The organism is Actinomadura kijaniata, from assembly GCF_014138665.1.
Classification (GTDB): Bacteria; Actinomycetota; Actinomycetes; order Streptosporangiales; family Streptosporangiaceae; genus Spirillospora; species Spirillospora kijaniata.
In genome coordinates, this window is sequence record NZ_JACJIA010000002.1 from 96,713 (window position 1) to 116,750 (window position 20,038).

General features: G+C 70.2%; 19 protein-coding genes, 2 tRNA genes and 1 pseudogene. 11 read left to right on the plus strand and 11 right to left on the minus strand.

The annotated features are described in order from the left end of the window. Positions 1-40 precede the first annotated feature (40 nt). Together HNR61_RS07560 and HNR61_RS07565 are read left to right on the plus strand one after the other, a co-directional pair. On the plus strand, positions 41-568 hold the full coding sequence (locus HNR61_RS07560; RefSeq protein WP_182842418.1) for a SigE family RNA polymerase sigma factor: 528 nt from the start codon (positions 41-43) through the stop codon (positions 566-568). Then, complete coding sequence (locus HNR61_RS07565) at positions 561-1,661, plus strand: hypothetical protein (protein ID WP_182842419.1); 1,101 nt, start codon at positions 561-563, stop codon at positions 1,659-1,661. Before HNR61_RS07560 ends, HNR61_RS07565 begins: the two co-directional genes overlap by 8 nt. On the opposite strand, the gene HNR61_RS07570 is transcribed toward HNR61_RS07565, so the two are convergent. The 3 genes from HNR61_RS07570 to HNR61_RS07580 all read right to left on the minus strand — a co-directional run bounded on the left by HNR61_RS07570 (position 1,640) and on the right by HNR61_RS07580 (position 5,875). Beyond that, a complete protein-coding gene (locus HNR61_RS07570) occupies positions 1,640-2,965 on the minus strand; it encodes a sensor histidine kinase (protein WP_182843161.1) in 1,326 nt (441 codons plus the stop codon). The two genes, HNR61_RS07565 and HNR61_RS07570, sit on opposite strands and share 22 nt — an antisense overlap. Positions 2,966-3,153: 188 nt before the next feature. Further along, positions 3,154-4,074, minus strand: a complete 921-nt coding sequence (locus tag HNR61_RS07575) for a glycerophosphodiester phosphodiesterase (RefSeq protein ID WP_182842420.1) — start codon at positions 4,072-4,074, stop codon at positions 3,154-3,156. A gap of 112 nt (positions 4,075-4,186) precedes the next feature. After that, positions 4,187-5,875, minus strand: coding sequence for an adenylate/guanylate cyclase domain-containing protein (locus tag HNR61_RS07580; RefSeq protein ID WP_312897804.1), 1,689 nt, complete (start codon positions 5,873-5,875; stop codon positions 4,187-4,189). A gap of 423 nt (positions 5,876-6,298) precedes the next feature. Here HNR61_RS07580 and abc-f point away from each other — a divergent pair, with 423 nt between their 5' ends. Further along, positions 6,299-7,921, plus strand: coding sequence for a ribosomal protection-like ABC-F family protein (abc-f, locus tag HNR61_RS07585; protein WP_182842421.1), 1,623 nt, complete (start codon positions 6,299-6,301; stop codon positions 7,919-7,921). A gap of 51 nt (positions 7,922-7,972) precedes the next feature. Here the strand turns inward: abc-f and HNR61_RS07590 are convergent, their stop codons facing one another. Continuing rightward, positions 7,973-9,382, minus strand: a complete 1,410-nt coding sequence (locus HNR61_RS07590; RefSeq protein WP_220509124.1) for an amino acid permease — start codon at positions 9,380-9,382, stop codon at positions 7,973-7,975. A 314-nt stretch (positions 9,383-9,696) separates the two neighbouring features. Here HNR61_RS07590 and HNR61_RS07595 point away from each other — a divergent pair, with 314 nt between their 5' ends. From HNR61_RS07595 to HNR61_RS07615, 5 genes are all read left to right on the plus strand, one after another. Further along, complete coding sequence (locus HNR61_RS07595; protein WP_182842423.1) at positions 9,697-10,671, plus strand: ABC transporter substrate-binding protein; 975 nt, start codon at positions 9,697-9,699, stop codon at positions 10,669-10,671. Next, entirely contained in the window at positions 10,668-11,429 is a 762-nt protein-coding gene (locus HNR61_RS07600; RefSeq protein ID WP_182842424.1) for an ABC transporter permease, read from the plus strand. Before HNR61_RS07595 ends, HNR61_RS07600 begins: the two co-directional genes overlap by 4 nt. Next, entirely contained in the window at positions 11,429-12,196 is a 768-nt protein-coding gene (locus HNR61_RS07605) for an ABC transporter permease (RefSeq protein ID WP_182842425.1), read from the plus strand. Before HNR61_RS07600 ends, HNR61_RS07605 begins: the two co-directional genes overlap by 1 nt. 130 nt (positions 12,197-12,326) lie before the next feature. Continuing rightward, positions 12,327-12,404, plus strand: a tRNA-Asp gene (locus HNR61_RS07610). Positions 12,405-12,427: 23 nt separating this feature from the next. After that, positions 12,428-12,501 (plus strand) — tRNA-Phe (locus tag HNR61_RS07615). A gap of 126 nt (positions 12,502-12,627) precedes the next feature. On the opposite strand, the gene HNR61_RS47395 is transcribed toward HNR61_RS07615, so the two are convergent. The 5 genes and pseudogenes from HNR61_RS47395 to HNR61_RS07635 all read right to left on the minus strand — a co-directional run bounded on the left by HNR61_RS47395 (position 12,628) and on the right by HNR61_RS07635 (position 15,879). Continuing rightward, positions 12,628-12,993, minus strand: coding sequence for a site-specific integrase (locus tag HNR61_RS47395; RefSeq protein WP_246442347.1), 366 nt, complete (start codon positions 12,991-12,993; stop codon positions 12,628-12,630). 22 nt (positions 12,994-13,015) lie between these two features. Beyond that, the gene (locus HNR61_RS47400; RefSeq protein ID WP_246442349.1) at positions 13,016-14,026 is read right to left on the minus strand and encodes a tyrosine-type recombinase/integrase; all 1,011 of its coding nucleotides are present in this window, start codon (positions 14,024-14,026) and stop codon (positions 13,016-13,018) included. Then, positions 14,026-14,181, minus strand: a pseudogene (locus tag HNR61_RS47405) (helix-turn-helix transcriptional regulator); the annotation flags it as partial. The pseudogene HNR61_RS47405 and the gene HNR61_RS47400, both read right to left, overlap by 1 nt. A gap of 18 nt (positions 14,182-14,199) precedes the next feature. Further along, complete coding sequence (locus HNR61_RS07630; protein WP_182842427.1) at positions 14,200-14,970, minus strand: transposase family protein; 771 nt, start codon at positions 14,968-14,970, stop codon at positions 14,200-14,202. A gap of 120 nt (positions 14,971-15,090) precedes the next feature. After that, complete coding sequence (locus HNR61_RS07635; RefSeq protein ID WP_182842428.1) at positions 15,091-15,879, minus strand: SEL1-like repeat protein; 789 nt, start codon at positions 15,877-15,879, stop codon at positions 15,091-15,093. A 402-nt stretch (positions 15,880-16,281) separates the two neighbouring features. Here HNR61_RS07635 and HNR61_RS50420 point away from each other — a divergent pair, with 402 nt between their 5' ends. Genes HNR61_RS50420 through HNR61_RS07650 form a run of 3 tightly spaced genes read left to right on the plus strand, consistent with a single transcriptional unit; the run spans position 16,282 to position 17,379 of the window. After that, on the plus strand, positions 16,282-16,632 hold the full coding sequence (locus HNR61_RS50420; protein ID WP_182842429.1) for an HYD1 signature containing ADP-ribosyltransferase family protein: 351 nt from the start codon (positions 16,282-16,284) through the stop codon (positions 16,630-16,632). Further along, entirely contained in the window at positions 16,629-16,907 is a 279-nt protein-coding gene (locus tag HNR61_RS07645) for a DUF6881 domain-containing protein (RefSeq protein WP_182842430.1), read from the plus strand. Before HNR61_RS50420 ends, HNR61_RS07645 begins: the two co-directional genes overlap by 4 nt. 4 nt (positions 16,908-16,911) lie before the next feature. Beyond that, positions 16,912-17,379: a very short patch repair endonuclease gene (locus HNR61_RS07650; RefSeq protein ID WP_312897805.1), complete on the plus strand. Its 468-nt coding sequence runs from the start codon at positions 16,912-16,914 to the stop codon at positions 17,377-17,379. A 13-nt stretch (positions 17,380-17,392) separates the two neighbouring features. Here the strand turns inward: HNR61_RS07650 and HNR61_RS49075 are convergent, their stop codons facing one another. Both HNR61_RS49075 and HNR61_RS07660 read right to left on the minus strand, forming a co-directional pair. Next, complete coding sequence (locus tag HNR61_RS49075) at positions 17,393-18,229, minus strand: protein NO VEIN domain-containing protein (protein WP_182842432.1); 837 nt, start codon at positions 18,227-18,229, stop codon at positions 17,393-17,395. Then, positions 18,219-20,024: a DEAD/DEAH box helicase gene (locus HNR61_RS07660; RefSeq protein ID WP_246442350.1), complete on the minus strand. Its 1,806-nt coding sequence runs from the start codon at positions 20,022-20,024 to the stop codon at positions 18,219-18,221. The genes HNR61_RS49075 and HNR61_RS07660 overlap by 11 nt, the downstream gene beginning before the upstream one ends. Positions 20,025-20,038: the final 14 nt, after the last annotated feature.

Below are 20,038 nucleotides of genomic sequence, written 5' to 3' on the forward strand. Positions count from 1 at the left end.
GGTGGACACCTGGTGTGTCCCTGGATGTGGGAGGTCCACCGTGCCGCAGGCTGATCTCGGGGCGTTCGAGGAGTTCGTCGAGCACCGGCTGGCCGCGCTGTTCCGGTACGCGTGCGTGCTGACCGGGGACCGGCACGACGCCGAGGACCTGGTGCAGGAGGCGCTCGCGCGCACCGGCGCGGCCTGGTGGCGGGTGCGTCGCCGGCACGACCCGGAGGGCTATGTCCGCACCGCGATGGTGCGGATCTGGGCCAACCGGCGCCGCGGCCGGGGCCGCGAGCACCTCACCGCCGACGTGCCCGAACGGCCCGTGGAGGACGCCGGGCTGGACCGGGTGACCGGGGACGCCGCGTTCGACGCGGCGCTGGCGGGGCTGCCGCCCCGGATGCGGGCGGTGCTGGTGCTGCGCTATCTCGACCAGTTGCCCGACGCCGAGATCGCGGCGGTGCTCGGCTGCTCGGCCGGGACGGTCCGCAGCCAGGCCGCGCGGGCGCTGGCCAAGCTGCGCGCGGCCGCGGCCCCTCCCCCGCAACGTTCCGGCACGCGCGAGGAGGAGGCTCATGGATGAGATCGAGCGCCGGGTCGCCGAGCGGCTGGCCCGGATCGGGGGCGCTCCGCCGCCCGGTCTTCACGGGCGGGTCGTGACGGCCGCGCGGGACCGCCGGAGGCGGCGGCGGCGCGTGGCGCTGCTGGGCGCGGCCGCCGGGGCCGCCGCCACGGCCCTGGTGCCCGCCGTGGTGCTGACGGCGGGCTCGGGATCGCGCACGTCCCCCGCCACGGCCGTGACGCCCGCGCGCGACACGGTGATCTCGCGGGCGCTGCCGGGCGGGCAGCGGCTGCGGGCGATGGCGCTCGGCAGTGACGGCTCGGTGCTGGGCGTCCCCGCGACCGTGGACGCCGAACGGGTCCGCGTCACGCAGCGCGGCGTGTGGGTCGCCGGGCCCGGCCGCGCGGCGCGGCGGGTCGCCGACACGGGGCCCGACTCGTTGCCGTACCTGTGGACGATGGCCGCCGGCAGGGCCGCGTACGTGTGGCCGGACGGAACGAGGCTGCGGTGCCTGCCGCCGGGAGGGGGCGAGGTCACCACGCTGCGTCCGGGATGGGACGGGCGCGACCGCTTCTACTCCGACGGGGACGCGGTCGTGTGGTGGGACGCCGACCGGAAGGCGCCGGCCACCAGCCTCGGCTGCGCCGGCGCGGTACGGGACCTCTCGGTGAAGGGGACGCTGGCGGCGTTCTCCTTCCCGCACGCCTACGTGCGGTCGGGGCGGACGATGCGGCAGGTGGACGTGGTCAGCGGGCGGCAGACGACGATCACGCTGCCGGACGGCCGCGAGCCGTCGGCCGGGTTCGGGGCCGGTCCGGACACGCTCGCGTGGGCGGACCGGAACGTGCTCACCGTCCGGTCGCTCTCCTCCCGGCCGTCGCGGCGCGAGGTCCGGGGCCTGCCGCACGGCGGTGACGACGCGTATCTGGGGCGGGTCACCGTGGGCGAGCACGTCGTGGTGTTCAGCGCCGTCCACCAGGACCTCGACGACGCGTCGTCGCTGGTCCACGACCTGCGGACCGGGAAGAGCACAACCGTGCCGGGCGAGGCGTGGGCCGCCGGCCCGTACCTGCTGCGCCAGGAGGGCGACGGCTACCGGCTGACCCGTCCCTGAACGAGCGGCAGGCGCAGGACGAAGCGGGCTCCCCCGGGGCTGTCCTCGACGCCCAGGGTGCCGCCGTGGGACCGGGCGATCTGGCGGGCGATGGGCAGGCCGAGGCCGGTGCCGCCCGCGTCGCGTTCGCGGGCGTCGGCCAGGCGGGCGAAGCGCTGGAAGACCAGTTCGCGGTGCTCGGGGGCGATGCCCGGGCCGTCGTCCAGGACCTCCAGCACGGCCGTGCCCTCCAGCTTGCGGACGGTGACGTCGATGCGGGACTCGGCGTGGCGTTCGGCGTTGTCGAGCAGGTTCGTCAGCAGCCGGGCCAGGCGCAGCCGGTCGCCGCGCACGGTCGTGCCGGGCGTCAGGTGCGGGTGGACCGGGTGCCGCCGGGGGCCGCGGCCCAGCTCGGTCCCGACCAGGGCGGAGAGGTCCACGGGCGTGGCGGGGGACGCGGCGTCGGCGTCGGCGTCCAGGCGGGCCAGTTCCAGCAGGTCGTCCACGATCGCCTGGAGACGGTCCAGGCAGGTCAGGGTGGTGCCCGCGACGGCTGGCCAGTCGGCCTCCCCGGGGTACAGCAGCGCCTCCTCGATGCAGACCCGGGCGGCGGTGATGGGGCTGCGCAGGTCGTGGGAGGCGTCGGAGGTGAAGCGGCGCTGGCGTTCCAGGGCGGAGTCGAGCCGGTCCAGGGTGGCGTTGACGGTCACGGCGAGCTGGCGGAGCTCGTCGCGGCCCGGCGGGACCGGGACCCGGCGGCCCGAGTCGGTCGCGGTGATCTCGGCGAGCTCGGCGCGGATCGCGTCCACCGGGCCCAGGGTGCGGCCCACCGTCCGCCAGGTGTGCGCCGCCGTCACCGCGACCGCCATCACCGACACCAGCAGCAGGAACGCGCACAGGTGCGGCGAGACGTACCAGGGCACCGTGGAGTCGGCGGCGTAGACGGTCCAGTCGCCGTCGGACTGGTAGACGCGGGACGACACCACGTTCATGCAGCCCGACAGCCCCGCGGGCGGGCACAGCACGCGGGAGGTCTGCACGCTCTGCTCGTCGGGACGGAACGTGGCCATCGGCGCCCGTCCGGCCAGCGACCGCGTGGCGGCGACGACGGCGCCGCGCGCGTCGAGGACCTGGAGCGCGCTGGAGTCGCGCTCGTCCAGCCGCGACGGCAGCCGGTCGCGTTTGATCAGGTGGACGACGTGCAGCGCGTCCGCGACGGTCTGCTCGTGCTCGTAGTCGGCGGCCTGCCCGCGCACCGACAGCAGCGCGAGCGCCGACACCCCGAGGCAGACCAGCGTGGCGATGACCGCCGCCCCGAGGGTCATCCGCACCCGTATGGACCATGATCGCCGTCTGGTCACCCGACCTCCCGCAGGCGAGGTAACCATCCGGTGGGTCGATCACCGGTGGGGGAAGGGGCGCTCCCCGCACAAGAGGCGGCAAAGAAACCTTCCGGAGGGGAGCGCGCCCCGCCACGGGGCCGTCAAGCCGGGTCCGCCCCGGTCAGGCCGGGTCAGGCCGCGTCGCCCCGCCGCAGCACCCCGTCCAGCAGGGTGGAGCGTTCGCGCAGCACCCCGTACAGCACCGCGGGGCGGTTGGTGATCACACCGTCCACGCCCAGCCCCACCGCGCGCCGCATCTTGGCGGGGTCGTCGACGGTCCAGGTGAAGACGTCCATGCCGTGGCGGTGGATCTGCTTCACGTAGGCGGCGGTGACGCTCTTGTAGGGCGGGTTGATCTGGTCGGTGAACTTGGACAGCTCCTTGAGCTCGCTGGTCCTGGGGGCGGCGAGCAGGCCGGTGGGGACCGTGGGGAGCAGCCGGTGGAAGCGGCGCACGGACGACCGGTCGAACGACTGGACGACCAGGTGCCGTTCCCTCGGGTCGGGGCGCAGCCAGGAGCTGTTGCGCACCAGTTCGGAGGCGACGCGGCGCTCGATGCCCGGGTACAGGTGCGGGGCCTTGATCTCCAGCAGCAGGCCGAGGCCGCTGTCGCGCATGGCCGTCAGCGCCTCGCCGAGCGTCGGCACGCGTTCGCCCCGGTAGCGGCGGGAGAACCAGGACCCCGCGTCCAGCCTGCGGATCTCGGCGAGCGTGAAGTCGCGGACCCGCCAGGGGGAACGGCGCGGGTAGCGCCGCTCCACGTCGGTGGTGCGGCGCAGCGTCGTGTCGTGCATCAGGACCAGCTTGCCGTCCTTGGTCTGCTGCACGTCCAGCTCGAACATGTCGGCGCGTTGGGAGCGGGCCAGCCGGAACGCCGCCAGGGTGTTCTCCGGCGCGCCGGACGACGCGCCGCGGTGGGCGACGTTCGTGACGCGCGGGGAGGCCTTGCGCGCCTCGGGGGCGGCCACGGCGGGGGCGTCGGCCGGGACGAGGACGACGAGGGCGGTGGTGGCGGTGAACGCGGTGAGGCCGGGGGCGAGCCGTCGGAGCATTGGCACCTCTCGTGACTGGGGGGGCGTCCACTCCTCACCCTTGAGGCAGTGGGTAACGCGCGCGTAACGCCGACATGGCGCAGCGTGGATTCGAAATGACCTTCTGTGGTCGTTATCCGAGCGTTTGCGGGTCCTCCGGAGCGGTCGGGCGGCGGCGGAGCACCCGGGGCGGGCGGGGCAGGAGACGCCGGCGTTCCCGGTCGGGGACGGCGGGCGGGCGCGGCGTGGCCAGCCGGGTCGGCCCGCGGCGGCCCCGCAGCGTGACCGATCTCCCGAGGTCCCAGTGCTGGGCCTCGGCGAGGTGGGCCGCCTCCAGCACGGTCCCGGACGCCAGCACGCGGCCGTCGAACGTCTTGGCCATGTCGCTGAGGCGGGCGGCCTCGTTCACCGGGTCGCCGATGACGGTGTACTCGAAGCGCTGCTCGGCCCCGATGTACCCGGCGACGACCTCGCCCGCCGACACCCCGACGCCGAAGTCCAGCTCCGCCACCCCGGCGCGCAGCCGCAGCGCCGTCTCGCGGGCCGCGCCGAGCGCGCCGCCCGCCGAGTCCTCCAGCGCGGTCGGCGCACCGAAGATCGCCAGCGCGGCGTCGCCCTCGAACTTGTTGATCCAGCCGCCGTGCCGGGCCACGACCGCGACGACCACGCCGAAGAACGCGTTGAGCAGCGCCACCACCTGGTCGGGCGTGCGGGTCTCGGCGAGCCGGGTGGACCCGGCCAGGTCCACGAACAGCACCGCCACCTCGCGGGTCTCGCCGCCCAGCTCGATGTCGCCGCCCTCCAGCGCCAGGTCGGCGACCTCCTCCCCCACATGGCGGCCGAACAGGTCGCGCAGCCGTTCGGACCGCCGCAGCCCCGCGACCATGTCGTTGAACCCGGCCTGCAACTGCCCGACCTCGCTGGCGTCGTAGACCTCGGTCTCGGCGGCCAGGTCGCCGCGCGCCACGCGGGCCATCCCGGTCCGCACCGTCTTGATCGGGTCGGCGATGGCGCGGGTCGCCAGATAGGTGATCACCGCGCCGGCCAGCAGCGCGATCCCGCCCAGGCCGATCATGGTGAACGCCAGCTGGCCGCCCGGGATCGGCGTGACCAGTGCGGCGATCCCCACGCCGACCACCCCGACCACCGGGATCGCGGTGCCCAGCGCCCAGGCGAGCATGACGCGGGCGGTGATGCCGGGCAGCCGGATCCGGCGCGGCGGCTGGGTGGCCAGCACGAGCGCGGCGGCCGGGCGCAGCAGCCGCTCCGACATCAGGTACACCAGCGTGCAGGTGGTCATCGCGCCGAGCAGGCAGGTCAGGCCGGTCTTGACGGCCAGCCGGGCGGTGAACAGCGTCGCGTCCAGCACGGCCCAGCCGGCCGCGCCGACCGCCCACATCACGCCCAGCAGCAGCGTCAGCCGCAGGGGACCGAGCAGCACGGCGCCGCGCTGCTCCCGGTCGGGGACGCCGCCCTCGCGGGCCAGCCGCACCACCGGCCGCCACAGGCGCAGGCCCAGCCACAGCGCGACCGGTCCCGCGACGACGGGGTAGCTGAAGAACGCGATCGCGTTGACGCGGTGGACGTGCTCGACGTACGCGGGGTCGCCGAGCGGCGGGTCGGGCACCACGAACGTCGCGAACGACAGCACCACCAGGGCCCCGCCGACGTTCGCGATCACGACCACCGCCAGCAGCACCCAGCGGACGCGCAGCTCCAGCGGGGTGGGCAGCGGAAGGTCCTCCAGGCCGCCCAGGCGCGCCTCGATGCGGGCCTCGATGCGGGCGCCGAGACGGCGCGGGGTCGGGTTCCGCTCGGTCACCTGCGCCTCCGCCCAGGGAACGGCCCGCCGGCGTGGGGGGCGCGACTGGTCTCACGATAAAACGACGGTCCCGGACCGCCCGGACGGATCATCCCACTATGACGACCGTCACAGGCGCGTTCGGGGGCGCGACGCTACCATGGGCCCCATGAGTGGTTCCGGCAGGTTCTTCGTGACCGGGGTGTGGTTTCTGTAATCTCCCGCGCCGCCGCGGTGCTCTGACGCCGCCGCCGCACGGTCGAGACACGCGCGTGCGCTCTCGCCGCCGCGCCTGATCGCCACACGTTCCGCCCCGCCGCCGGGTCTCTTCCCTTCTTTCCGGGTCCGCCGTTTCGCGCGACCCGTGGTGCTCCGTCCCGGCGTGCGGATCCCTGCCGATCCCCGGTCCCGTACGGACCCGCGCTCTTTTCCGGAGGTGGTCGCATGACCAGCCGCCCGCGTTCGACAACGTTCCAGCTCACCGTCAAGGACGTCGCCAAGGCCTACGAGGGCCGCGCCGTCCTCGACCAGGTGTCGTTCACCGTCCGTCCCTGCGAGAAGGTCGCCGTCATCGGCGAGAACGGCTCGGGCAAGTCCACCCTGCTCCGCCTGCTGTCCGGCGTGGAGGAGCCCGACACCGGCGAGGTCGCCGTCGTCGCGCCCGGCGGCGTCGGGCACCTCGGGCAGACGCTCGGGCTGGATCCCGGCCTGACCGTCGCCGACGCGATCGACCACGCGCTGGCCGACCTGCGCGCCGTCGAACGGCGCATGCGCGAGCTGGAGGCCGACCTCCACGAGGGGAACATGGCCGAATACGGCGACCTGCTCGCCGGCTACGAGGCGCGCGGCGGCTACGAGGCCGACGCGCGGGTGGACGCCGCGATGGACGCCCTCGGGATCTCCCACCTCACCCGCGACCGCGCGCTGGGGTCGCTGTCGGGCGGCGAGCAGTCCCGGCTGGGGCTGGCGACCGTGCTGGCCGCCGCGCCCGAGCTGCTGCTGCTCGACGAGCCCACCAACCACCTCGACGACCGGGCGGTGGCGTGGCTGGAGGAACGGCTGCGGACCCATCGCGGGACCGTCGTCGCCGTCACGCACGACCGGGCGTTCCTGGAGGGGTTCGCCACCGCGATCCTGGAGGTGGACCGGGACCGGCACGCCGTCACCCGCTACGGCGACGGCTGGGAGGGCTACCTGACGGCCCGCGCCGCCGCCCGCCGCCGCTGGGAGCAGGACCACGCCGAGTGGCTCGCCGAGATCGACCGGCAGACCGGGCTGGCCGAGTCCGGCGCGCGGCGGCTGGACGCGCTGCGGCCGCCGAGCCGCGAGGAGCGGTTCTCCAAGCACCGCCGCTCCCACGACCACGGCGTGTCGGCGCTGGTCCGCAACGCGCGGGAACGCCTGGAACGGCTGCGCGCCCACCCGGTGCCCCGGCCGCCGGACCCGCTGCGGTTCGCCGCGCGCGTCGAGGGCGGCAAGGGCGACGGGCTGACCGCCGAACTGTCCCAGGTGAAGGTGGCCGGACGGCTGGACGTGGAGTCGTTCACGCTGCCGCCCGGCGAGCGGATGCTGCTGACCGGGCCGAACGGCGCGGGCAAGACCACGTTGCTGCGGGTGCTGGCCGGGGACCTGGCGCAGGACCACGGGAAGGTACGGCGGCCCCGGCGGATCGGGTACCTGCGGCAGGAGCTCCCGCCCGAACGGTCGCGGCGCGGCGTGCTGGCGACGTTCGCCGAGGGGCTGCCCGGCCCCGCCGAGGACCACGCCGACGCGCTGCTGGCGCTCGGATTGTTCCGGCAGGAGGACCTGGCCAAGCCCGCGTCGGGGCTGTCGGTCGGGCAGCGGCGGCGGCTGGAGCTGGCGCGGCTGGTGACCCGCCCGGCGGACCTGCTGATCCTCGACGAGCCCACCAACCACCTCTCGCTGGCCCTCATCGAGGAGCTGGAGGAGGCGCTGCGCGACTACCGGGGGGCGCTGCTGGTGGTGTCGCACGACCGGCGGTTCCGCAGCGGGTTCGTGGGATCGCGGGTCGAGCTGCGGAACGGGCGGATCGCCGGCGCCGCCTGAGCACGGCGACGGCCCGATGACGGAGGGATCCGTCATCGGGCCGCCGGCCGGTCAGCTCTTGACGGGGTCGGCCACGGCGGCCGCCGCCTCGGCCCGGCGCGAGTTGCGCCGGACCACCGGCCACGCCGCCACGATCAGCACCACCCAGATCGCCGTCACGTACAGCGCGATGCGGGTGTCGTGCTCCCACGCGATCGTCACCGTGACGAACGCGAAGAACGCCAGCACCATCCAGGTCGTGAACGGCGCGCCCGGCATCCGGTAGTCCGAGGCGGGCAGCTCACCCTTGCGGACCTTGCGGCGGTAGCCCTGGTGCGCGACCAGGATCACCGTCCACACCATGATCGCGCCACCGGTGGAGACCGAGGTGATGTACTCGAACGCCTTCTCCGGGACGAAGATGTTCACGATCACGCCCAGGCCCATGACCAGCGCGGAGATCACGACGGTGAGGACCGGGACGCCGCGCTCGTTCAGCCGGGTCAGGGCCTTGGGGCCGTCGCCGTTGACGCCCGCGGTGCGCAGCATCCGGGAGGTGGAGTACAGGCCGCCGGCGTTGCACGACGACAGCGCGGCGGTCAGCACCACGAAGTTGACGATGTCCGCGCCGTACGGGATGCCGATCTTGTCGAAGGCCAGCACGAACGGGCTCGCGCCGCCCTTGAACTCGGTCCACGGCACCACCGACAGGATCACCAGCAGCGAGCCGAGGTAGAACAGCGCGAACCGGATCGGCAGGGCGTTGATGGCGCGCGGGATGTTCTTCTCCGGGTCCCTGGCCTCGGCGGCGGTCACACCGACCAGCTCGACGCCCAGGTAGGCGAACAGCACCATCTGCAGGGTCATCACCATCGGGCTGACGCCCTCGGGGAAGAAGCCGTCGTGCTGCCACAGGTTGCTGACGGCCGCGGTGTCGCCGACGTCCCCGAACCCGAACGCCAGCACGCCGACCCCGATCAGGATCATCGCGACGATCGCGGCGACCTTGATCATGGCGAACCAGAACTCCAGCTCGCCGAAGAGCTTCACCGAGATCAGGTTGACCACGAACAGGATCACCAGCGCTATCAGCGCCGTCTTCCACACCTCGAAGTGCGGGAACCATCGTTGGATGTAGGCCCCGGCCGCGGTCAGCTCCGCCATGCCGGTGGTCACCCAGATGATCCAGTACGTCCAGGTGGTGGCGTAACCCCAGAACGGGCCGAGGAACTCCCGGGCGTACCCGGCGAACCCGCCCTCGGCCTGCCGGTAGGTCAGCAGCTCGCCCAGCGCCCGCATGACGAAGAACAGCATCAGCCCGGCGATGGCGTAGGTGAGGATCAGGCTCGGCCCGGCCTTGGCGATGTTCTTGCCCGCGCCCAGGAACAGCCCGGTGCCGATCGTGCCGCCGATGGCCAGCATCTGGATCTGCCGGGTGCCGAGTCCCCGCTGGTACCCCTCTCCGGAGGTTGGTTCAGCCATGTACTGCCTTTCTCGCATTCGCGCCGCCCGTTCCGGACGGCGCTCGCCGTGGCCGCGCTTCGTTGGCGTCGGCCCGGACAGAGCAGGAACAGAAGGCTACAGAAGCGAAATAAGTGCTTATTGCGCCATCCCCCGGGGAAGCCGACCACCGTTCCGGTACCGGACCGCGACCACCCCGTTACCTGGCGTCGCCCATCCTGCCCGAGATCCCGGACGCCCGCCCGGCCGGACTCTAAATGATCATGGCTCCCGACGCCGGCGCTACGCTGGCGGCCGTCTTCGTCCACCGTCCAGCGAAGAACCCGAGGAACCCGATGAGACGATCTCTCGTCCGCGTGGCCTCCGTCGCCGCCGTGGCACTCACCCTCACCGCCTGCGGCGGGCCCGGAGAGACCGGCGCCCCCAACCCCAGGGGACTGGAGAAACCCGTCCTGAACGTCGGCGTGGTGCCCGTCCCCGACTCCGCTCCCCTCCAGATCGCCCAGCAGAGGGGCTTCTTCAGGGAGGAGGGACTGACCGTCAGGGCCAAGCCCATCAAGGCCTCCCCCGAGGCGACGCCGATGCTGCTCAACGGCTCCATGGACCTGGCGCTGCTGAACTACGTGTCGACGTTCACCGCCCAGGACAAGGGGGCGATCAGCTTCAAGCTGGTCGCCGACTCCTACCAGGGCACCAGCAACTCGTTCGCGCTGCTCACCGGGAAGGACTCCAGGATCGCGACCCCGGCGGACCTGCGGGGCAAGAAGATCGCCGTGCCCGCCGTCCGGAGCGTCACCGACCTGCTGCTGGCCGTCCGCCTCAGGACCGCCGGGCTCGACCCGGCCCGGGACGTCACCGTCACGCCGATCCCGCTGGCCGGCATGGGCGCGGCCCTCAGGCAGGGCTCGGTCGACGCGGTCGCGGCGGTGGAGCCGTTCGTCACCGGCGTCCAGAACGAGCACGGGGCCCGCCGGCTCGCGGACCTGGTCACCGGCCCCACCCGGGACTTCCCGATCGCGGGCTGGGGCGGCACCGCCCGGTTCGCCGAGAGGAACCCGAAGACGGTGGCGGCGTTCCAGCGCGCCATCGGCAAGGCCCTCAGGGTCGCCGCCGACCGCGACGAGGTGGTCAAGGCCATCCCGGCCTACACGCGGATCCCCGCCGAGACCGCCGCCGCCATCACCCTCGGCTCCTTCCCCGCGACGCTGGACGCCGCGCGGCTGGAGCGGGTCGCCGCCCTGATGCGGGAGTTCGGCTACCTGAGCAGGACGCCGGACATCGCGTCGATGCTGGTGGCGCAGCCGCGGTGAGCGCGATCGCGCGGACCCGCCGCGGCGTCCAGGGGGCCGCGGCGTTCCTCGTCGTGGCCGAGCTGACGTCCCGGAGCGGACTGCCCCTGCCGCCCGTCTCGGTGGTCCTCGCCGAGGCCGGGCGGCTCGCCGGGGACACCGCGTTCCTGACCGACGTGCGCGCCACCGTCACCGCCTGGCTGCTCGGCCTGGCGCTGGCGGTGGCGGCCGCCCTGCCCCTGGGGCTGCTGCTGGGCGCGCTGCCCCGGGTCGAGGCGGTGGCCCGGCCGGTGCTGGAGTTCCTGCGGCCGATCCCGGCGGTGGCGATCATCCCGCTGGCGATGCTGCTGTTCCCCGACGCCCTCGACATGAAGACCTCGGTGATCGTCTACGCGTCCTGCTGGCCGGTGCTGATCAACACCGTGTACGGGCTGCGCGAGGTGGACCCGGTGGCCAAGGAGACGCTCTCCTCCTTCGGCTTCGGCCCCGTCCCGGTGCTGCTGCGGGTGTCGCTGCCGAGCACGGCCCCGTTCATCGCGACCGGGGTGCGGCTGTCGGCGGCCATCGCGCTGATCGTCGCGGTGAGCGCCGAACTGCTGGCCGGGGGCTCGCCGGGCATCGGCACGTTCATCACCAACGCCGGAAGCTCCGACCGCGTGGAGCTGATGCTCGCGGCGACGGTGTGGGCGGGCGCCCTCGGCCTGCTCGGCAACGGCGCCCTGGCCCTGGCCGAACACCGCCTGTTCCGCTGGCACCGAGCCCGAACCGAGGTGGCGTGATGCTGCGGTTCCTGTCCCTCCCGCTGGCCTTCGCCCTCTGGGAACTCGCGACCCGCCAGGCCGGGAACGCGTTCTTCCCTCCCCCGACCCGGATCCTGTCCCGGATGCGGACCGACTGGTTCTCGGGCCCCGCCTCGCACCTGTTCCTCACCGAGCAGGCGACCGGCAACATCCTCCCGAGCCTCGCCCGCCTGCTGACGGGATGGACGCTGGCCTGCGTCCTCGGCATCGCCCTCGGCCTGGCCGCGGGCCGCTCCGAACGCCTGTCGGACCACCTGGCCCCGCTCGTCCACTTCTTCCGCGCGATCCCGCCGCCCGCCCTGGTCCCGGTCTTCATCGTGCTCTTCGAGATCGGCACCCGGATGCAGCTGGCGACGATCGTGTTCGGCGTCGTGTGGCCCGTCCTGCTGAACTCCCTCGACGGAGCCCGCCACGTCGACCCGCTCCAGCTGGAGACGGCCCGCGCCTTCCGCCTGACGCGCACCACCCGCGTCACCCGGATCATCCTCCCGGCCGCCGCCCCCAAGATCTTCGCGGGTCTCCGGCTGAGCCTGTCCACCGCGCTGATCCTGATGGTGATCTCCGAACTGGTCGGCTCCGTCAACGGCATCGGCTACCTGCAGATGCTGGCCCAGAGCACCACCGACATCCCCGGCGTGTGGACCGGAATCGTCCTGCTGGGCGCCCTCGGACTGGCGCTGAACACGGCGTTCCTGACCGTCGAACGCCGCGCCCTGGCCTGGCATCGCGGGGCCCAACGCCTGTGACCGGACCCCCGTTAACCGAGTTGGCACCACCCACACCCATCCCGTAAGCTCTTCCATGTCGCCGCGAACGAGAGGCCCAAGGCCAGACCGGACAACGCACACCCCGAGTCAGCTAGACTCGACGCCACAAGGTCCTGTGGAGCAGCTAGGAGTGCTCGCCACCCTGTCAAGGTGGAGGCCGCGGGTTCAAATCCCGTCAGGACCGCCAGACGCGCCGATCGCGTGCGTCCTGGGCAGGTAGCTCAGTCGGTACGAGCGTCCGCCTGAAAAGCGGAAGGTCGGCGGTTCGACCCCGCCCCTGCCCACACTCTTCACCAGCGAAAAGAAGCGCCCGACCTGGGAAAACAGGTCCGGGCGCTTCTCTCGTCTGTCCGGCCGTGTCCGACCGTCACCGGCCCTCAACGGCCGCCTATGCCGAATACGTGCCGAAGTCAGTCGTCCCGTAGGGCCTGTTCAATGCAGCGTTTGGCCGCTTCGTCCTGCCCTTCGATGCACTTCGCGTAGACCCGTAGCAGGACCTCGACGCTGCGGCCGACCCACTCGGCGACCTGGGTAGCCGGTACGCCGCCGTTGAGCCATGTGGACACGCACGCGTGGCGCAGGTCGTATGGGCGCTTGGCGAGCGGTGAGGCGTATTCGGCGTCCGACAGCGCGGCCAGGCGCGCACGGTCCCACACGCGGCGGTAGGTGACCGTGGCCAGCTCGCCACCGCGGACGCCCCTGAACACGCGCCCACCGGGGCCGGTGCCGAACGTCTCCAGATGCCGCCGCAGAATGCGGGTCAGCGGCGGCGCCACCGGTACCCGGCGCCACTCCCCTTCACCGCGGCCCTTGAGGCGTCGCACTTCGCGGCGGGCGCCGTCGTCGGTCCACTCCGACCTCGGGTGCGGCGGTACAGAAGTGCAGTTCTCCCCAGTCGTCCTCCGGTTCCTCCCACTTCTCGGTCTGGTCGTTCCAGACCAGAGGCGGAAGGGTGATGTTCTCGCGTCGCAGGTTGACGGCCTCTTCGGGACGTAGACCGGCGTAGTAGAGCACCGCGAAGAACGCGGCGAGCCGCAGGCCGCTCGGGCTCTGTTCCTGAAGCGCTTGCAGCAGACGCCGCGTCTGACCGTGGTTGACGACCGAGCGACGGTCGACCTCGGGCGAGGCTTTCGGAGCCTTCCACTTGATGGCCTTGATGGGGTTACGGGTGAGCATGTTCAGCTCCATCGCGTATTCGCATGCGTTGTGGAGAATCGCGCGGTTGCGCTGGATGGTCGAGGGCGCGGCGAGCGACCCGTCAAGCAGCGGCGCGGCGCGGTCGAGAACGGCGCGCATCACTTTGGGGTCGGACAGCGCCGATACCGGCTTGGTGTTCCGCGACAGCCACTTGAGGATCTGGGCAGCGTCGTCCGGGCAGTCCACGCGGTTCTTGCTGTTGAACGCCCACCGTCGCAGCGCCGTGCGCATCTTCTTGTCGTCCGGCTTGCCATGCTCGCTAGCGAGCATGGCCGGCATGACGGTGACAAGCGCCCATGCGGTGTCCGCACGGTGCTTCCCGGAAGCGCCCTTCCACTTCATGTCCACGTAGGACACACAGAAGTCATACCAAGACATCTCCGTGGCAGTCCGTCCCCACGCCACCAGGCGACCCGTCGTCACGTCGAACGCCTCGCGCCTTGCGGGTGCCGACCGAAGCTCGGCCTCGAAGCTGAGGGCTTGCGCGTACTTACGAAAGGGCTCTTTCCACGGCTTGGGGCCGGTCTTCCATCGGACGGTGTACGTGGTGATCTTATTCCCCTTGTACACCTCCATTTTATGGATGCGGACGTCGTAGGTGATGTTCTCCATCAAGCGGCGTTCCTTCGCTGGTTCCACCACTCGTCGAGGTCTTCTCGACTGACGCGAAGTTCGCCGTTGTCAATTTTGTAGCACTTCGGGGCGCTACCCTTGGCGCGCCACTCATAGAACGTCGAACGCGAAATTTTGATCTCGGCGCACACCTCGGCGAGAGTGAGCCTTTTTCAGTACGCGTGGGTCTCGCGGGCCTGGAGCACGAGGACGGCCTTGGCAATGTGGCCGGTGCGGTGTGGGCAGCAGCGCAGCTGGCGCAGGATGCGCCAGGTCTTCAGCTGGGCGATGGCCCGCTCGCCGGGACTGCGCAGCCGGGCGTGGGCGCGGTTGGCGTCCTTGAGGACCTCGGGCTTGGCGCGGCCCTTGCAGGGGGTCAGCACCGGTTCGCCCGCGCCGCGGTAGCCCTTGTCGGCCAGGGTGAGCAGCCCGGCTCGTGCCACTGCCCACGGGATGTCCCAGATCCGGGCGGCCCGCAGGTCGTGCACGCTGCCGGGCAACGCCCCCGACACCCATATCAGCCGACCGTTCAGGGTGGCCAGGACCTGCAGGTTCATCCGGTGCCGACGGTGCCTGCCGGAAAAGAACGGGCGCTCGGCGGCCACCCGGTCGATGGGGATGAGGGTGCCGTCCAGGAACAAGGCCCGCTCGCCTGGTTCGCGTGCGGCGCGCAGTGCCCGGTCCAGCTTCGGGGCGCGGACGGCCGGCAGGTCCACGGCCTCGTGCACGTACCGCCAGGCGGTGGACGTCGAGACCGCAAAACCCGCTCCGGCCTGTGTGAACGGAGCACCGGTGCGCAGGTGCACCAGGACCAGCAGCGCCTGACGGCCGCAGGTCAGCGCCCGTCGGCGGGAGCCGACCGGCGGCGGTGCCGACGCAGCCACTCCGGCCAGGCAGTTCAGCGTCCGGGGCGACAACGACAGCGCAGCACGGTAAAACAACATACGAGCCTCTGGCAGGTGCGGGGTCTGCAGCAAGCAACCCATCTACCAGGGGCTTCACCACGTTCCGGGCCGGTTGCCCAACCTGTGATCAGCACCCACGCCGAGTCGGCTGAAAAGAGCTCACTGGAGCGCCGGAGAAGACAACCTCGCATCGGCATTACTATGCCCATAGCTTTTCGCCACAGAAAACCACTGTCGCGCTTCCTGGACGCATCCTCGAGTCTCGAAAAGATCGCCCATGACATAAGCAGCGTCTGCGTGGCCCTTGCTCGCCGCAAGAGTCAGATAGATCTCGGCAGCACCCCCCTGCCCGCTGTAGAGGTACTGGCGGCCTGAACGGAACGCTTCCTGGGCTGCCGTGGCATCATTTATGCCGTCCGATGACTGCATCGCAGGGTCTGCTTCAGAGGCGCAGTGGTTCCAGAATCGAGCATCATCGGAGTTGCCTGACAGTTGCTGAAGTACGGCGAGCTTCCTAAAAGAGCCTGCGTCTTTCCTCTCAAGTGCCTGCTCAAGCAGGTCGACTCCGTGATCGCCGAAAAGATCGCTTGCCCGGTAGTGTCGCGGATCATTCGGGTTGTATGAGCTCCCCCTCGGCTTCTCGGACTCCGAAGCGAGATCCAGTACCTTCTCAGCAAACGAGATTGCGGCGCGCAGATCCCGAAGGAGGTCCGGTTCTCCTTCGTCCCCGGTCCGCACGAGGCGGGCGAGCGTCAGATGAAGAAGCGTGAGATTTCCTCCGTCCATCTTCTTGAGGTCGCTGCCCGTCTTCATGCGGCTGATGGTGGACTCGCTGAGGCGGACGGGAAGGTCGGGGCGGATATTCTTGTAGGCCGCCGCGATTTCGCTGCTGCGCCTTGCGATGAGGTTCTGACGGAACCTAGACCTGGCAAGGAGATCGGCGACCATGCGGGTCTGCTCGGAGGGAACTTGCACGGGCAGCTTCCGTTCCTGCATTCCGCAAGAGCCTTTCTTTCTCGCTTCACGACGAACCCACGACCACGGACAGACTATACGGAAGGACAAGGATCAGTCCAGCCTGGGCAGAATTTCCGCCCCGGGTGTCCGAATTTCATTTTATTTCACATGGAACTGGACCGGCGGGGACGCTAGCCAGCGTTTCCTGCGCGCCTTCGACCCGGCGGCGGGGAATGCGCCCGAGTACCTTCCGTTCGAAGCATCAGAGATGACCGGCGCACTGCTCCTATGAAATATTTCAGCGCCTCGAACTAGTTGACTCCCCGAGTTGCGCCTTGATGGTGTTGCGCATGCAGAGATCCATGCTTCCGGACCCGCGGCGGGTGATAAGGTATGCCTGCAAGACTGTGGCACTACACTGACGAGCAAGGGCAGCGCAGCATTCTTGAAAGCCGCTGCCTGCTCCCCTCCCTAAAGGACGGGAACCCGAAAGACGCTCGCTACGGGGACGGGCAGTACCTTTCCGATGTGCACCCCGGGACGATGTCCGCCGCCCAGTTGGCCCGGTGCTTCGTGAGAGTCCCCTGGCTGTCGTCGCGCTTCACCCACTACATTGAAGTGGATGTAACAGGACTTGAGCTGGTCCTGTGCAGGAGGCATGTCATCCTGGTCCCCGGACGGGAGCCGCTGGCGCTCGAGGGGAGGATCGTCTGCTGGGGGGTGAACGAGTGGCTTGGCACATGAAGGTCGAATGGCTCCATAGCTTTGATGATGAGCCTGTTGAGGTGTACAGCGAGGTCGGCGACGACGGCTATGAGACCCGAAAGGTCGAGTTGTTTCCCGACGGGCGGCTGGAGTATGCCGACGGGCATCGAGAGACGGGAGCCACCGGCCTTTCGGAGGTGCCTGTCGGCACCGTCGCGGGGATCGCGGCCCAAGAGGAGTTCCAGCCCCATGTGATCAGTCGGCGTGAGTTCGAAGAGATGTGGGCCCGGGCTGTTGCCGCGAGAGGGGAGTGAGATCGTGTCCGAGGGGGGCACGTCGAACGCTGGGGGGTGGCGGCCTCCGGACGGCTCGTGGGCGTCGTCAGCCGCGAACCGGCGAAGCATGTTGGGCAACCGGAGCCGTGACACATCTCCAGAGCTGGCGATCCGATCGCTTGTGCATGCCGCGGGCCTGCGTTACCGCGTGGCCGCCAAGCCGCTCCCAGGGATACGCAGAACTGCCGACTTGGTTTTCCGGCCGACCCGGGTCGCTGTCTTCGTCGACGGCTGTTTTTGGCACGGCTGCCCGGATCATTTCGTGGCACCTAAGACCAATCCGGACTATTGGCGGACGAAGATCAGTCGCAACGTAGAGCGCGATAGGGAAACGGACGCGCTCCTTGCTGAAGCCGGATGGCTTGTCCTCCGTTTCTGGGAGCACGAGGGGGCCGGTCATTGCGCCCGTGCGGTCTGTGAAGCGGTTCAGTCTCGCCGTCGTTCCCTGTGAAGAGCAGTGCTCGTTACTTCCCCAGCAGCAAAGACGCGGCTTCCTGGCGAAGGACGGGTGCGAGTCGCGGGATTCCTTTGGCCGCCCCTCCAGGGGGAATTTCGATGCGGCACGACTCCCAACGCCCGTGCAGCCCCCGGTCGCTGGGGACCTGCGCTGCGATCCAAGCGCTGGCTAGAGAGCAGACTGCGTCGATCTCGAGCTGATCCGTCAGCCGGACCATGACAAGTTGCCAGCAGGGATCATGCCGCATCGTTTCGTACTCGCGGCGGGACAGGAAGAACACCAGGCGGTTGCGTCGCACAGTGGCCTTGACCTCGATATGCAGGCTGCACCGGCCGGCGTGGAGGGCAATGTCGTAACCGTACCCGTCTGAGTGGGCGGCGACATGCTCAACGCGCGCCATCGTCGAGGACGCGAGCAGGTCTGCTAGGGCGGCTTCACCGGCAGCGCCGAGCCGTGAACGCTCTGCAGCGTCCACCTTCCCCCAGACGGCATGGACTTCCTGGTATGCCTGCAGGTCGCTGAGTCCGAGTGCTTCGGCCGCACGTACAGCGTCGGCAGGCAGCTCCGCCGGCTCGCGCACGAGGAGGTCAGCGTCCGGAAGCCATGCAGGCCTGCCGGTCAGCAGGGCGGCGTGGAAGACACGCTGCGCAGCCGGTAGAGCGGTGTCCAAGGCCTGCAGGAGTCCAGATTTCTGCAGCCACATGTACGCAGCGTCGTACTGGTGGGGGCCGATGTCGCTGTATTCCGCATGGGTGGTAAACAGCGCCTGGCACCGCGCCCGACCGCTGACAGGCAGTTTTTCCATCCAGCGGACGGCTGCCCTGAGCACGGGCTCAGGCGGCACGGGCATGAAGGTGGCCCAGCAGGACTTGGAGGTCGGCCTGGTCGAGACCGCCTCCGACGGCGGGTTCCTCCTCTAGGTCGGAGAGCTGCTGCACGGCCGGGTCGTCCAAGACGGTCCCCATGAACTGGAGCTTCTGTCCCAGCCGGAAGTCCACGACTTCGTCGATGGTCTCTTTGGAGGCCAGGACAGTAATGTGGGTCTCAGCGTCGGGCGCCAGGCCGAGGCGGTGGATCCGGTCGAGGCTCTGGAGGAATCGTCCGGCGGCGAAATCCCGGTCGATGTAGACCGCATCGTGGCAGTGGCGGTGAAGGCTGATGCCCTCGCCGAGGGTGGCAGGGTTCGACAGCAGGACCATGCAGTCGGGGTCGTAGCGGAAGCGGGCGATCGCTGCCTCGCGGTCTTCTGTGCCGCCGTGGACCACTTCTGGCCGGAATTCTTTGAGTATGCGTTCGAGGGTGTTGAGACTGCGGATGAATGTGGACCAAACCAGGGTTTTGCGTCCGCTGGCGGCGTTGGCTGCGACGATCTTCAGAGCTTCGAGGTACTTGGGGGAGAACTCGTAGCTCGGCAGATCCCGCATCAGATCAGCCAGCGGCGTCCCTTGCGGTATCGGGAGGGGCGGGACCTGGTATGCCAACGGCTCATAGCGGGTAGTGCCCACAGACAGCAGGGCAGGGCTGGTAGCGGCCATCAGCAGATAGACCGCGATCCTTCCCCATGCCAGGAAGTCGGCCTCCGATCCTGCGGCCCGTGCGGAGAAGCTGCCGAGAAGGGCCTTGTAGATCTCCTCGTGCAGCGGCGGCATGCCGAGCGTCCGGATCTTCGTGGTGACCGGAGGAAGTCCCAGCTCGCGCTTGGTAGTACGGACGAACAGCGGGCGGAGGACCTGGCTTGCCTTGGCGAGGTCGCCGCCTCCGACAGCTTGGATTACCTGCTGGCGGCCGTAGCCGGGCCAGACGAAACCAAATAGATTCTCCAGGTCCTTAGCGCCGTTGGGAGCGGGTGTGCCGGTCAGTATGAGCCTGTGCCGGGCGCGTGGGGCGAGAGCCAGGCACGCTGATCCGTAGACGCCGCGGGCGCCGGCCTTCATCCGGTGGGCTTCGTCCAGCAGCAGCAGGGAGGGGCGAGCTGAGAGCCAGGGACCGAGGTCATTGGCGGCGCGGTCAAGCCGTTCGTAATTGATGATCAATGCGTCGGCTGAGGGGTCAGCGAACCTGTCGTACACGGTCATCCGCAGCGGCTCGTCGAGACATTCTTCGTTCTCGTACAGCCAGGATTCGTAACAGGACTTGGGGCCGACGATAAGTAGACGCTCAACGCTGCTTTGACGGCGCAGGGCTTGGAAGACAGCGAGACCAACCCGGGTTTTGCCCGCACCGGGCACTGAGAAATTTGCGCCATGGCGGAGGGACAGCAACTTGGCGATGTCGCGTCGCTGGAAGGGCGTGAGGCTACCTGTCCAGCCGGGTCCCAAGAGCTCGTCGACGGCCCCGAGGTCTACCTCTGCCTCGACTGTGCTCGCAGAATCGAGCCTCCTGGCAACTCTCTGGGCATCCTGAGCCGAGTCCCTTGTGAGGATGGCCAACTGCCGGTCCCACACCACGGTCTTGGGCTCGGGCCACGCAGCGAGGGCACGTAGATTGACGAGCAAGTCGTCGATTTCGACATCGAGGGTGCTGGCGGTGCGCTGGACACCGCTCTGGAACCGCAGGGCAAGTCGCCGCAATTCCGCCCGGCGGTCCTTGCGCGCCCGCAGCCGAGCCGTGGTTGCATCATCCCCGAAGCCGATCTCCAAGCTCGGCCCGGTAG

Excerpts from the sequence above, each read along its gene's own strand:
- HNR61_RS47400 (WP_246442349.1), bottom strand. The coding sequence starts at position 14,026 with ATGGAGAACATCACCTACGACGTCCGCATCCATAAAATGGAGGTGTAC.
- HNR61_RS07605 (WP_182842425.1), top strand. The coding sequence starts at position 11,429 with ATGCTGCGGTTCCTGTCCCTCCCGCTGGCCTTCGCCCTCTGGGAACTC.
- HNR61_RS50420 (WP_182842429.1), top strand. The coding sequence starts at position 16,282 with ATGCCTGCAAGACTGTGGCACTACACTGACGAGCAAGGGCAGCGCAGC.
- HNR61_RS07630 (WP_182842427.1), bottom strand. The coding sequence starts at position 14,970 with ATGTTGTTTTACCGTGCTGCGCTGTCGTTGTCGCCCCGGACGCTGAAC.
- HNR61_RS07570 (WP_182843161.1), bottom strand. The coding sequence starts at position 2,965 with ATGACCCTCGGGGCGGCGGTCATCGCCACGCTGGTCTGCCTCGGGGTG.
- HNR61_RS07590 (WP_220509124.1), bottom strand. The coding sequence starts at position 9,382 with ATGGCTGAACCAACCTCCGGAGAGGGGTACCAGCGGGGACTCGGCACC.
- abc-f (WP_182842421.1), top strand. The coding sequence starts at position 6,299 with ATGACCAGCCGCCCGCGTTCGACAACGTTCCAGCTCACCGTCAAGGAC.
- HNR61_RS07635 (WP_182842428.1), bottom strand. The coding sequence starts at position 15,879 with ATGGTCGCCGATCTCCTTGCCAGGTCTAGGTTCCGTCAGAACCTCATC.
- HNR61_RS07575 (WP_182842420.1), bottom strand. The coding sequence starts at position 4,074 with ATGCTCCGACGGCTCGCCCCCGGCCTCACCGCGTTCACCGCCACCACC.
- HNR61_RS07645 (WP_182842430.1), top strand. The coding sequence starts at position 16,629 with ATGAAGGTCGAATGGCTCCATAGCTTTGATGATGAGCCTGTTGAGGTG.
- HNR61_RS07565 (WP_182842419.1), top strand. The coding sequence starts at position 561 with ATGGATGAGATCGAGCGCCGGGTCGCCGAGCGGCTGGCCCGGATCGGG.
- HNR61_RS07595 (WP_182842423.1), top strand. The coding sequence starts at position 9,697 with ATGAGACGATCTCTCGTCCGCGTGGCCTCCGTCGCCGCCGTGGCACTC.